Origin of the sequence: Muricoccus vinaceus (genome assembly GCF_042433125.1) — a bacterium.
Lineage (GTDB): Bacteria > Pseudomonadota > Alphaproteobacteria > Acetobacterales > Acetobacteraceae > Roseomonas > Roseomonas vinacea.
Genome location: NZ_JBHLVZ010000060.1, coordinates 32,516 through 44,995, shown reverse-complemented (window position 1 = coordinate 44,995; position 12,480 = coordinate 32,516). Strand labels below are relative to the sequence as shown.

At 73.8% G+C, this 12,480-nt stretch carries 7 protein-coding genes; 3 read left to right on the top strand and 4 right to left on the bottom strand.

What is annotated here, in order from left to right; translation table 11 throughout:
* Positions 1-32: 32 nt before the first annotated feature.
* The gene (locus ACFFIC_RS17555; protein ID WP_377052675.1) at positions 33-713 is read right to left on the bottom strand and encodes a nucleoside 2-deoxyribosyltransferase; all 681 of its coding nucleotides are present in this window, start codon (positions 711-713) and stop codon (positions 33-35) included.
* Between the two features lie 116 nt (positions 714-829).
* On the opposite strand from ACFFIC_RS17555, the gene rnd reads away from it, so the two are divergent.
* The 3 genes from rnd to ACFFIC_RS17540 all read left to right on the top strand — a co-directional run bounded on the left by rnd (position 830) and on the right by ACFFIC_RS17540 (position 4,727).
* Positions 830-2,065 carry a ribonuclease D gene (gene rnd / locus ACFFIC_RS17550; RefSeq protein ID WP_377052673.1) on the top strand — a complete coding sequence of 412 codons (1,236 nt, stop codon included), beginning with the start codon at positions 830-832 and terminating at the stop codon, positions 2,063-2,065.
* Between the two features lie 98 nt (positions 2,066-2,163).
* Positions 2,164-2,862, top strand: a complete 699-nt coding sequence (locus tag ACFFIC_RS17545; protein WP_377052671.1) for a class I SAM-dependent methyltransferase — start codon at positions 2,164-2,166, stop codon at positions 2,860-2,862.
* Positions 2,863-2,996: 134 nt separating this feature from the next.
* On the top strand, positions 2,997-4,727 hold the full coding sequence (locus ACFFIC_RS17540) for a histidine kinase famiy protein (protein ID WP_377052669.1): 1,731 nt from the start codon (positions 2,997-2,999) through the stop codon (positions 4,725-4,727).
* Between the two features lie 33 nt (positions 4,728-4,760).
* Here ACFFIC_RS17540 and ACFFIC_RS17535 read toward each other — a convergent pair whose 3' ends face one another.
* The 3 genes from ACFFIC_RS17535 to addB form a co-directional block, all read right to left on the bottom strand.
* On the bottom strand, positions 4,761-5,738 hold the full coding sequence (locus tag ACFFIC_RS17535; RefSeq protein ID WP_377052667.1) for a Bug family tripartite tricarboxylate transporter substrate binding protein: 978 nt from the start codon (positions 5,736-5,738) through the stop codon (positions 4,761-4,763).
* A 253-nt stretch (positions 5,739-5,991) separates the two neighbouring features.
* The gene (addA, locus tag ACFFIC_RS17530; protein WP_377052665.1) at positions 5,992-9,429 is read right to left on the bottom strand and encodes a double-strand break repair helicase AddA; all 3,438 of its coding nucleotides are present in this window, start codon (positions 9,427-9,429) and stop codon (positions 5,992-5,994) included.
* Entirely contained in the window at positions 9,426-12,458 is a 3,033-nt protein-coding gene (gene addB, locus ACFFIC_RS17525; RefSeq protein ID WP_377052663.1) for a double-strand break repair protein AddB, read from the bottom strand. The genes addA and addB overlap by 4 nt, the downstream gene beginning before the upstream one ends.
* Between the last annotated feature and the right edge of the window lie 22 nt (positions 12,459-12,480).

Below are 12,480 nucleotides of genomic sequence, written 5' to 3'. Positions count from 1 at the left end.
GGGCTCCGTTCGCCGCAGGCTCCAGGCCTGGTTTATGTCGCCGGACCGTTCGCCTCCGGCCCGAGCCGGGCGGCCAGCGCCATCGCGGCCTGGCGGAAGGCCTCCTCCAGGTCGGGATGGGCGAAAACGCGCCCGCCCGAGAAGCGGATGAAGCCCTCGGTCATGCCATTCTGCACCATGCCCTCCGAGTGGACGAGAATGCCGTCCGCGTCCTCCATGCCGCCGGAGGCGCCGCCCAGGCCGAGCGGCGCGCGGGGCCGGAGCGGCTCCCCCCAGGCCGCGCGCATATAGGCCGCGACCTTGTCCGGGTAGCCGCGCCCGTCGGCGGTGTAGCCGAACAACGGTTTCCCCTGGGCGAACATGTAGCCGATCTCCACGGCCGTGCCGGGGTCCATGTCGGCGGCCCGCCGGAAAGGGTCGAGGCAGAAGAGGCCGGCGTCGCAGCGGTCCATCAGGGCGCGGTCGGCGGCCACGATGGCGAGCAGCGTCTCCTCGCCCGGTGCAAGGCCCAGCACCGCCTCCTGCCCGTCCAGGGGGGCAAGGCCGACCAGGCCGGCTTCCCGGCAGATGGTGCGGAAGCGGCCGAACAGCGACAGGGCATCCGGGCGGAAGACCAGGTCGCCCGCGAGGTAAACGGTGCGGCCCGGGGCTGGGGTTCCGGCCGGGATTTCGGCCGGAACGTCGGCTGGGGCTTCGGCCGGCGGCACGGACATGGGCGGGCATTCTCCGGAGCGGGGCTGGGCCGCAGGGTGGAAAGCCGCCTCCATGGGGTCAACGGCCCCGTTTGGGGATTTGTGGGGCGGGCGTTCTGCGCGTAAACCCGCCCCCCATGTCACGCCGCCCCTCCGCCGCCGATCCCGAGCCGGTCCTGATCACCACCACCGAGGAGCTGGTGCCGCTCTGCGAGCGTCTGCGCCAGGAGCCCTTCGTGACCGTGGACACCGAGTTCATGCGCGAGCGGACCTACTGGCCCGAGCTCTGCGTGGTGCAGCTGGGTGGCAGCCAGGACACGGCGGTGGTGGACGCCATGGCGCCCGGCCTGGACCTCGCCCCCCTCGGCGCCCTGCTGGCGGACGAGGAGGTGGTGAAGGTGTTCCACGCCTGCCGGCAGGACGTGGAGATCTTCCTGCTGCGCTTCGGCCGCACCCCCGCGCCGATGTTCGACACCCAGGTGGCGGCCATGGTGGCCGGCTTCGGCGACCAGGCGAGCTATGACAGCCTGGCCCGCGCCCTGGCCGGCGCCCAGATCGACAAGGCGCACCGCTTCAGCGACTGGGCGGCCCGCCCGCTTTCCCCGGCCCAGATCACCTATGCCGCCGGCGACGTGACCCATCTGCGCCGCATCTACGTCGCGCTGCGCGACCGGCTGGGGAAGGATGGCCGGCTGGAATGGGTGGCCGAGGAGATGGCGGCGCTCACCGACCCCGCCACCTACGGCACCGACCCGGACAGCGCCTGGGAGAAGCTGCGGCCGCGCACCACCAACCGCCGCTTCCTCGGCACGCTGCGCGCCATCGCCGCCTGGCGGGAGCGCGAGGCGCAGCGGGTGAACATCCCGCGCCAGCGGCTGCTGCGCGACGAATCCCTGCTGGAGGTGGCCGCCACCGCGCCCACCGATGCCGGTGCCCTGGCCCGCGCCCGCGGCGTGACGGACGGCTTCGCCCGCGGCAAGTCCGGCGCCTCCCTCATCCAGGCGATCGAGGAGGCGAAGTCCCTGCCCGAGGACGCCTTGCCGGAGGCCCCGCGCGACCGTTCCGGCCCTTCCGCCTCCCCCGCGCTGGTGGCGCTGCTGAAGGTGCTGCTGGCGGCCAAGGCGGAGGAGCATCAGGTGGCGCCCCGCCTTCTCGCCAGCTCGGACGAGCTGGACCGGCTGGCCTCCGACGCGCCGGCCGACCTGCCGGCGCTGCAGGGCTGGCGCCGCCGGGTCTTCGGCGCGGATGCCCTGGCGCTGCGCGGCGGGGAGCTGGCGCTTGGGGTGGAAGGGCGGCGCGTGCGGCTCATCCGCCCGGCGGCGGCACGTGGCGCGGCGGGGGGCGTTGCAACCCCCACCCTCGCCACGGATTGAAGCACCTGGGCGAGAGCGGGGCCAGCCAGCGCGCTTGCGCGGAGGCGGCCCCTGCGATAGCGCCCTTCACCGGCCTTCTGATCGGACCCTGTTGACCCATGGCGCGGACCCTTCCTGACCTCACCGCCGACCCAACCCGCGACCACAAGCGCGCGGTGCTGGATGCGGGCGCGGTGCGGGACGCCTATCGCCGGTGGGCCGGGGTGTATGACGCGGTCTTCGGCGGCGTCTCCTCCTTCGGGCGCAAGCGGGCGGTGGCGGCGGTGAACCGCCTGCCCGGCACCCGCGTGCTGGAGGTCGGGGTCGGCACCGGCCTCGCCCTGCCCCTCTACCGCCCGGAGAAGCGGGTGGTGGGCGTCGACCTGTCCCGCGAGATGCTGGAGAAGGCGCGCGAGCGGGTGGCGGCCGAAGAACTCTCCCACGTGGAGGGGCTGGCCGAGATGGACGCGGAGCACATGGCCTTCCGCGACGATTCCTTCGACATCGCGGTGGCCATGTTCACCGCCAGCGTGGTGCCCGACGCCAAGCGGCTGTTCGCGGAAATGTCGCGGGTGGTGCGGCCGGGCGGGCAGCTTCTGTTCGTGAACCACTTCGCCGCGCAGGACGGCCCGCGCTGGTGGGTGGAGCGTGCCATGGCGCCGCTCTCGCGCGTGCTGGGCTGGCACCCGGACTTCGCCCTGTCGGACCTGATGGGATCGGAGGTGGAGGTCGAATCGGTTGAGCCCTGCCCGCCCGGGGGCTTGTTCACGCTGGTGCAGGTGCGGAACGGACGGGCCGTGCAGGCCCTGGCCGCCTGAACACCGGGGCAAGGGATGGAATGGCGTTCACGGCCCGGCGCGCGGGCCGCCTTCATGCCGCTGGTCGCCTTGCCTGCCGGCCATTCCAGCCGACTTCTGCCGGGCCGTGATCCAGCGGTTTCTCCAAGCACGGCATGAACGAGCACACGGCGCCTGACGCCCCGGGCGGCCGCTCCCCGGGCCGCGCGACCCTGGCCGGCGGGGATCGGGCGGGTGTCCACCCCCGCGCCGTTCCGGCCGCGGGGCCGCCTGAACCGGCGTGGCAGGGAAGCAAGCCCACCGTGGCGGGCGGCCCTGGCAGCGCGGTGTCCAACACCCATTCGGACATCTTCTTCGCGGCCGTCGAGATGACGCGCATGCCGATGATCGTGACGGACCCGAACCAGCCCGACAACCCCATCGCCTTTGCCAACCAGGCCTTCCTGCGCATGACCGGCTACGCGCCCGACGAGGTGGTGGGGCGGAACTGCCGCTTCCTCCAGGGGCCCGACACCGACCAGGACACGGTGGCCGATATCCGCCGGGCGATCGAGGCGCGGCAGGACATCGCGACGGAGATCCTGAACTACCGCAAGAACGGCTCGACCTTCTGGAACGCGCTGTTCATCTCCCCCGTGCTCGATCCGCAGGGAAAGCTGATCTACTTCTTCGCCTCCCAGCTCGATGTCAGCCGCCGGCGGGATGCCGAGGAATCGCTGCGCCAGGCGCAGAAGATGGAGGCGCTGGGGCAGCTCACGGGCGGGATCGCGCACGACTTCAACAACCTGCTCCAGGTCATGCGCGGCTACATGGACCTGATCGACAGCGGGCTGGGCCGGCCCGAGCCGGATCCGGGGCGCCTGCGCCGGAGCCTGGGCGCCGCCCGCCTGGCGGCCGACCGCGCGGCGACGCTGACGCAGCAGCTTCTCGCCTTTTCCCGCAAGCAGCGGCTGGAGGGGCGGACGGTCAACCTCAACGCGCTGGCCGCGGGCATGCGCGACATGGCCGCGCGCAGCCTGGGCGACGCGGTGCGGCTGCATTTCGATCTCGACCCCGCGCTCGGCAATTGCCGGGTGGACGCGACGCAGACCGAGGTCGCGCTGCTGAACGTGCTGATCAACGCGCGCGATGCCCTGGCCGGGCGTGAGGACGGGTTGGTGACGGTTTACACGCGCATGGTGGAGGTAACGCAGGACGACCCGGATCTCGGGATGATCCTGGGCGAGGGCTGCTATGTCTCGATCAGCGTGGCCGACAACGGCACGGGCATGCCCCCGGACATCCTGGTGCGGGTGATGGAGCCCTTCTTCACCACCAAGGAGGAAGGCCGCGGCACCGGGCTCGGGCTTTCCATGGTGTATGGCTTCGCCCGGCAATCGGGCGGCGCGGCGCGGATCGAGAGCGCGCCGGGGCGGGGCACCACCGTCCACCTCTACTTCCCCCTGGCCGGGGAGGACGAGGTGGCGGCCCGCCAGCCCCCGCCCCGCGCCTCGGAACGGCCGGGCACGGAAACCATCCTTGTGGTGGACGACCGGCCGGAGGTGGCGGAGCTGGCCCGCGCCATCCTGGAGGAGTTCGGCTACACCATCATCCTGGCCCATGACGGGCACGCGGCGATGCGGGTGATCCGGGGCGGGCAGCCGCTGGACATGCTGTTCACCGACCTGATCATGCCGGGGGGCATGAACGGCGTGATGCTGGCGCGCGAGGCCAGGCGGCAGAGGCCGCGCATCAAGGTGCTGCTGACCACCGGCTATGCCGACGAATCCGTGGGCGAGCACGCGGCCGGCACGCCGGAGTTCGACCTGATCCACAAGCCCTACAGCCGCGGGGACCTGGCCCGGCGGGTGCGGATCATCCTGGATGGGCCGACCGGCGTGGGGTGACCGGGGTGGGCTGACCCCGGCCTGCAGGCCGCCCTACTGCACCTTGATGTCGCGCGAGCGGATCACGTCCCGCCACTTGGCATTCTCGGCGGTGTTGTAGGCCGCCCAGTCCTCCGGCCGCTGCGTCTCGGGCGTCACCGCCAGGGCCGCCAGACGCTCGCGCGTCTCGGGGGCGGTCATGGCGGCGCGGGCCATCTCGTTCACGCGGGCCACGATCGGCGCGGGCGTGCCGGCGGGGGCGAGGATGGCGATGTGCTCCACCGCCTCGTAGTCGGGATAGCCCTGCTCGCGGAAGGTCGGGATCTCCGGTGCGACCGCGCTGCGCTCGCGGGAGGAAATCGCGAGCGGGCGCAACTCCCCGGACTGGATGAGCGGCAGCAGGCCGGAGGCGGCCTGGATCACCATGGAAACCTCGCCCTGCAAGGTGCCCTGCACGGCCTGGGCGCCGGCGCGGTAGCCCACATCGGTCATGTTGAGGCCCGCCGCCTGGAGGAACAGCTCGGTCGCGAGATGGGTGGAGCTGCCGGTGCCGGAATTGGCGAAGGTCATGTTCGCGCCCGGGCGCTTCGCCATGGCCACGAAATCGGCCAGCGTGCGGGCCGGGGAGTTCTTGGGCACCACCATGATCATCGGCTGGGCCGCGATCAGGCCCACGCCGGTGAAGGCGCGGTCGTTGTCGTAGGGAAGCTGGTAGAGGTGCGGCGCCATCGCATAGGTGCTGATGGTGCCGACCAGCAGCGTGTAGCCGTCCGGGCGCGAGCGGGCGACGGAGGCGAAGCCGATGGTGCCGTTGGCACCCGCGCGGTTGTCGATCACGAAGGACTTGCCGGTATCCTGCGAGAGCCGGGCGGCGAGGATGCGCGCGACCGCATCCGTCGATCCGCCGGCGGCCCAGGGGACCACCAGGGTCACCGGGCGCTCCGGATAGGCGCCCTGGGCGAAAGCTCCGCGCGCGGCGAGGGAAAGGGGCAGGCCGAGGGCGGCGGTGCCGAGAAGGCGGCGGGTGATCATCTGGGCGTTCCTTGCGGCCCTCGTTGCGCGGACCGTCGCCGGCCTGAATGTCATGGGACGGGCGATACGGACAAGCCGGATGTGGCGGCGCGCGTCCCCCTGGACGCACCAGCCGGGAGGCGCCGCAGGAGCGATCCCCCGGAGCCCGCCCCGAGCAGGGCGGCACGGGTTCTGGAATGAGGCAGCCGCCGCATGATGAGGTGCCCAAGGAAGCCTTCCGGACCAGCGCCCCGCTTCCGGCCCTGGGCGAGGACTAGCGCGCGCCCGGTGCGTGGGGGTCCATCGCCGCGTCCGGAAGAGGCATCACATGGCCCGACCAGGTCCAGACCAGGGCGCATTCCACCGCCCGGCCCGGCCAGGCGGCACGCAGCACGGCGCGATAGGCGGCCATCTGGCGGAGATAGGCGGGCGGCACCTGCGCGACCTCCTCCGGCGGGGGCCGGTTGGTCTTGTAGTCCAGCACCAGCACGCGGTCGGGCGCGACGAGAAGGCGGTCCACCTGCCCCGCGATGGGGATGCCGCCGATCACCCCGGCCAGCGGCGCCTCGGCCAGGCTGCCCGGGGCGAAGGCGCCGGCCAGCGCCGGGTGGCGCAGCACCGCGAGCGTCTCGGCCAGCGTCGCCTCCTGCTCCGAGGGGTCCAGGCCGTGGCCGGGGCGGGCGAGGTGGCGGCGGGCGAGGTCCTCCCAGCGGGATTCCTCGTGCTCGGGCAGGTGCTGCAGCAGGCCGTGGATCAGCAGCCCGCGCCGGAAGCGGCGGCCGCCCGGGTCGGCCACGCCGTGCGGTGCGGCGGCGGGGGTTTCCTCCTCCCCTTCCAGCCGGGAGGGGGCGACGGGGTCCTCGCTGGCTTCCGGGTCGGCCTTCACCGTGGCCCAGTGGGGCAGGATGGCGGCCTCGGCGCGCAGCACGGCGGGGTCGGGGCGGGGCACGGCCTCCTGGAGGGCGGTGATCTCCCAGCCTTCCTCGCCGAAGCCGCAGCCATCAGGCAGGCCGAGCGCCGTGGGGTCGAAGGGCACGCGGGCGAAGCCGGGGTGCCCGGCCTCCAGCCCCCGGAAGAAGCCGGCCTTCACCAGCGCGTGCCAGGAGGGATGCGCGGGCGCGCGGGCCGGCGCCAGGCCGCAGACCAGCAGCCGGTCCTCCGCGCGGGTCAGGGCCACGTAGAGAAGGCGGTTCTCCTCCTCCGCGTCGGCGGCGGCGCGGGCATTGCGCGCATTGGCCCAGGGCTCCGCCTGGAACTCCTTTCGCGGGGCCCAGAGGGGGATCTCCGGCGTGTTGGCGCCTTCTCCTCCTCCGGCCCAGAGCAGCGTATCCCGCCCGCCGCCGCGGCCGATGTCGGGGATGATGACGATGGGCGCCTGCAGGCCCTTCGATCCGTGCGCGGTCATGATGCGCACGGCGTCGGCGGCGTTCTCCATCTCGCGCTTCACCTCGGCACCGCCGCGGCGCAGCCACTGCACGAAGCCCTGGAGCGAGGGGGCGTAGCGGTTCTCGTGGCGCAGCGCCGCCGAGAGAAGCTCGTCCAGCGCCTCCGCGGCCTCGGCGCCCAGGCGCTCCAGCAGGCGGGCGCGGCGGGCGTGCTCGCCCAGCACCTCGCTCATCAGCGCGTGGGGCGTGACGCGGTCGGCGCGGTCGGCCAGGTCGGCGATCCAGGTGGCGGCCTCGCCGAGCGGCGTGTTCTCGCCGCGGTGCTTGATGAAGACGTGCCAGAGCGCGAGGCCGTCCCGTCCGTGGGCGAGGCGAAAGAGATCCTCCTCCGACAGGCCCACCAGCGGGGACCGCAGCAGGGAGGCCAGCGCCAGGTCGTCCTCGGGCAGCAGCAGCGTGTCGAGCAGGGCCAGCATGTCGCGCACCGCGAGCTGCTCCACCAGCACCATGCGGTCCACCCCGCCCACGGGGATGCCGCGCTGCTTGAGCCCGCGCACCAGCAGCTCGATCAGCCGCGTGCGGCGGCGCACCAGCACCATGACGTCGCCCGGGCGGATCGGGCGGTCGCCGCGCGCGGGCAGGGTCTCGCGCGCGATCATGCCCGCGATGCGCGCGGCGATGGCCTCGGCCAGCAGGGCTTCCGAATCATGGGCCGAGAGGGGTTCGCGCGGCACCACCCAGGGCTCGGGCGCGTCGGCGCCGGCGCGCTCCAGCAGCGGCCAGATCTCCACCCGCCCGGCATGGCCCGCGCGGTCGGCGGAATGCTCCAGCGTCGCGCCGTCGCGCACCACGCCGCGGCGCGCGTCGCCATCCGCGAAGACATGGTCCACCAGGGAAAGCACGGGCGCGCAGGAGCGGAAGGACACGGTGAGCGGCACGCGCTCGAACACCGCGCCGCCGCGCGTCACCTGATGGTCGAAGCGCGTTTCCCATTCGGCGAAGCCGCGGGCATCGGCGCCCTGGAAGCCGAAGATGCTCTGCTTCTCGTCGCCCACCACGAAGAGGGTGCGCTCGCCGGCCTCGCGCGTGCCGGTGCCGGCGAAGAACTCCTGCGCCAGGGCCTGGGCGATGCCCCATTGCGCGGGGTTGGTGTCCTGCGCCTCGTCCAGCAGCAGGTGATCGAGGCCACCGTCGAGCTTGAACAGCACCCATGCGGAGCCGGGATCGCGCAGCAGGGCCTGTGCGCGGTGGATCAGGTCATCGAAGTCCAGCGCGCCGCGGCGCTCCTTGCGGGCGCGGTAATCGGCGAGCACGGGGCGCGCGGCGGATAGAAGGGCGCCGGTCGCGCCCATCAGGCGATGGGCGTTCCAGCGGACGAGGATGCGCTCCACCCGCGCGATCTCGGCGGCCAGCGCGCTTTCCTTCACCAGGGCGGAGCGCGGTTCCCCCTTCTGGGTGAACAGCGCGTCCTGCCAGGCCTGCCAGCGCGTGGCGCGCCGCTCCTCGGGGTCCGAGAGGATGTCGAGCAGCGTGGCGGCGGCCTCGCGCGGGACCTTGTTCTTGTGCTGCAGCAGGGTTTCGAGCGCGTTGCGGAAGGAGTCCGGCGGGCTGACGAGCTGGGCGGGCAGCGTGTCCTCGGTTTCGCCGTCGGGGATCTCCAGGCATTCGCGCAGCACGGCGGCGTGGCCGCCCGCGCAGTCCAGCAGCGGGCGCAGCCGCTCGCGCTTGCCGACCAGTTCGCGCAGCGACTTGGCCAGGCTGTCGGCGGAAACCAGCTTCGCGAGGCCCGCGAGGGCTTCCTCGGGGATGAAGGCGCCGGCCAGCGCGGCCTCGCGCGCTTCTGCCAGAAGCGTGGCGCTGTCCGCTTCCTCCAGCAGGGTGAAGGCGGGGGGCAGGCGGGCTTCCAAGGGGAAGGAGCGGAGCAGGGACTGGCAGAAGGCGTGGATGGTCGCGATCCGCATCCCGCCGGGCTGCTCCAGCACGCGGCAGAACAGGCGGCGGGCGGTCTCGATCTCGGATCGCAGCGGCGCCTGGCCCGTCAGCTCCTCCAGCGCCGCGCGAAGCTCGGGCTCGGCCATCATGGACCACCGCCCGAGGCGCAGCGCGAGGCGGGTCGCCATCTCCGCCGCCGCCGCCTTGGTGAAGGTGAGGCAGAGGATGCGGCCGGGCTGCGTGTCCTCCCGCAGGAGGAGGCGCAGCACGCGGTCGGTCAGCACCTTGGTCTTGCCCGAGCCGGCGGAGGCGCCCACCCAGGCGGAGATGCGGGGATCGGAGGCGGTCTGCTGCGAGATATAGGCGCGCTGGCGGGCGGAGAAGGCTTCGTTCACGCAGCATCGCCCTCGCTCGCGCCGCCCCATTCGTCGTAGCGCGACAGGTGGTCGTATTCATCGCCCTTGGGCGTCCGCGCGGGGTGCGGGCGGGCCAGGAAGGGGCGGTCGCCCAGCAGGAAGTCCTCCGCCAGGGTGTTCAGCGCCTCGAAGGCCTCCTCGCTCACCTCGGGCAGGGTGATGCCCTTGGGGCGGAAGGGCGCGACGGTGCCGGCCTCGAAGCCGCCCGAGACGTGCCAGTGCTCCAGCGCCTCGACCTCGCCGGCGGGGATGCCGTCGAAGCCGCCGCGGGCGGCGATGGCGGCCTCCAGCGGCATCTGGGGCGCGCGGCCGTCGGTCATCTCGGTGCTGGTGGGCGGCGCGCCGGTCTTGAGGTCGATCAGCACGAGGCGGCCGTCGCGCAGCACGTCCACGCGGTCCGCGCGGCCTTCCAGCCGCACGCCGCAGGGCAGGTCGATGCCGCCGGTGATCTCGGCATGGCGCTGCGCGACGTTGCCGCGCCCGCGTTCGGTGTCGAGCACGAATTCCGCGATGCGCGACAGGCGCGGGCGCCAGTAGGCGACGAGCCCCGGACGCGGGGCGAACTCGGCCAGCGCATGCTCGGTGGCGGCGGCGAAGTGTTCCACGGCCTTCACGCAATGCGGGTCGCCATCGCAGAGCGTGAGCCAGTGCGACACCATGTGGTGGACGATGTTGCCGTACTCGGCGGCGTCCGCCTCGGCGTCGAGGTCATCGAGGCGGCGCAGCCCCAGCATGCGCTTGGCGTACCAGGCATAGGGATCGGACTTCAGCAGCCAGACATCCGTCACGCCGATCTTGCGCGGGCGCAGCGCCGCCGGGGGCGCGGGCGCGGGGCGGGCGCAGGGGCGCGCGGCCTCGGGCATGTCCAGCAGCCCGGCCCAGCCGTTCGCGGGCGAGGTTTCGAGCCCGCCCAGCCCCTGCCCGTTCAGGAAGGTTTCGAGCCGGGTCAGCCAGCGCGCGGGAACGGTGGGGGAGCCGCCGCGCTTGCGGGCGCGGGACAGGGTCGCGCGCGGGGCCGAAAGGGCGGAAAGCAGGAAGTCCGCGCAAACGCGGCCGATGCGGGCCTCGGGCGCGGGCAGGCCGAAGGTGGTGCGCATCGGGCGGCTCATCCAGGCGCCGGGGTCCGTCGCGATGGGCCAGATGCTTTCCTCCAGCGCGCCGAGCACGACGCGGTCGAAGGATTGCAGCCGCGCTTCCAGCAGGCCGAGGATCTGCACGCGCGGGTGCGAGCCGCCCTTCCGCCCCCGCATGGTGCGCACGCCCGGCGCGAGCGGGCCTTCCAGGAGCGCGTCGAACAATGCGGGCCAGGCGGCGGCCTCCAGCGGCGGCATGGCGCGCATGGCGGGCTCCAGCCCCGCGAGGTGGACGGCCAGCGGCTCGCCCTCCTCGCCGGAGTAAAGGCGCAGCCCGCCGGGGCGGTCGTCGGTGGAGGCCAGGGCCTCGGCGGCGGCCAGATGGTCCGCCAGGAGGTCGGCCGGCGGGCGCACGGCGCGGTCCAGTGCGCGGAAGTTGCCGAGCGCGGCCTCCAGCGCGTCCAGCATGGCGCGGATGCGGGCGCGACGCTCCAGGCGGCGCGCGCGCTGGCCCTCGGTTTCCGGGCGCGCCGGTTCGGCCAGCGCGCCCTCGGCGGCGGCCCGCAGCCCCGCCAGGCCCGCGCCCGGGCGGGGGCCGCGCAGCACGCGCACCTCCAGCTCCCGCACGGCCAGCATCCAGTCCTGGCGCGACATGCCGCCCGCGCAGAGCGGATGCTTGAGGCAGGACAGCAGCGCCACGGGGGCGAAGCCTTCCTCCACCATGCGGCCGATCAGCCGCAGGAAGGCGCCGGCGGGCGTCATCCCCAGCGGCTGGCCGGCCGAATCATCGGCCAGGATGCCGTGGCGCAGCAGCTCCACCGAGACGCGGCGGGCGAGGTCGCGGTCGGGGGTCACGAGCGCCGCGCGGGCGCCGGGGGTTTCCAGGGCCTCGCGCAGCAGCAGCGCGATGGCCGCGGCTTCGCCGGCCTCGTCGGGGGCGGTCAGCAGGTCCAGCCCCGCCAGCGCCGGGCGCCAGCGCTCGGGTTCCTTCTCCTGCCAGCAGGCGATCCCCTCCTCCGGCCGCAGCGCGCGGGCGAGAAGGGCGGCACGGGCCTCGTTGGGCGCGGGGGCGTCGGGGGCGCGCGACGGCCAGGGGCGGAGGTCCGCCACCGTGGCATCCAGCCCGCGCAGCAGGCGGGCGGTGCCGTTCAGCGGGTGGCTGTGGGCGCCGCGCAGCACCTCCCAGAGCTCGGGCGACAGCTCCTCGCCGGCGCCGTGCAGCACCACGGCGCCCTTCTCCATGCGGGCGATCTGGCGCAGCAGGTCCGTGGCGGCGGGGATGGTGCCGCCGATGCCGATGCCGGCGGCGATGACCGGGTCGCGCGGTGGGTTCTCGGCCCAGGCGCGGGCCTGGGCGCGCAGCGAGGCGACGCGGCGGGCGCCGATGTCGGAGAGCCCCTGCTCGGCCAGCCAGGCGTTCCAGTAGTTGATGGCGGCGCCCAGGAACTCGTGGGTGATCTTCCAGTGGGTGGCCAGGTCGCCGGTGACGAGGTCCGGGATGCCCGCGGGGTCGCAGCCCTCCAGCGCCATCTCGTCCAGCAGCTTCGCGAGTTCGAGGGCCAGCCGCCAGGCCTGGTCTGGGTTGCCGGGGCCGCCGAGATGCGGCGGCAGCTTCATCACCACCTCGGTCAGCACGGCCAGGCGGCGGGCGGCATCCACCGCGGGCGGCTCGTCCAGCAGCGTGGGGAGGGAAAGCTCCTCCGCGTCCTCGGTGGAAAGGCCCGCGAGCGCCCGCAGCCGCGGCAACAGCAGCGCCTGCCTGCCGGAGGCGCGGAGGAAGGACTCGCGCAAGCTCCGCGCGGCGCGGCGGGTGGGCAGCAGGATGGTGGTGCGCGCCAGCGCCGCCGGGTCGTCCTGGCCCTCGACCATGGCGAGGACGCCGTGGGCGAGGTCGTCCAGGAAGGGGCGGTGGGCGGGAATCTCGTAGAGCCTCACCGCGCGATTCCCCTCCCCCGAC

Bases quoted from the DNA above. Each gene is read 5' to 3' on its own strand.
- ACFFIC_RS17555 (WP_377052675.1), bottom strand. From the start codon at position 713: ATGTCCGTGCCGCCGGCCGAAGCCCCAGCCGACGTTCCGGCCGAAATC.
- rnd (WP_377052673.1), top strand. From the start codon at position 830: ATGTCACGCCGCCCCTCCGCCGCCGATCCCGAGCCGGTCCTGATCACC.
- ACFFIC_RS17545 (WP_377052671.1), top strand. From the start codon at position 2,164: ATGGCGCGGACCCTTCCTGACCTCACCGCCGACCCAACCCGCGACCAC.
- ACFFIC_RS17540 (WP_377052669.1), top strand. From the start codon at position 2,997: ATGAACGAGCACACGGCGCCTGACGCCCCGGGCGGCCGCTCCCCGGGC.
- ACFFIC_RS17535 (WP_377052667.1), bottom strand. From the start codon at position 5,738: ATGATCACCCGCCGCCTTCTCGGCACCGCCGCCCTCGGCCTGCCCCTT.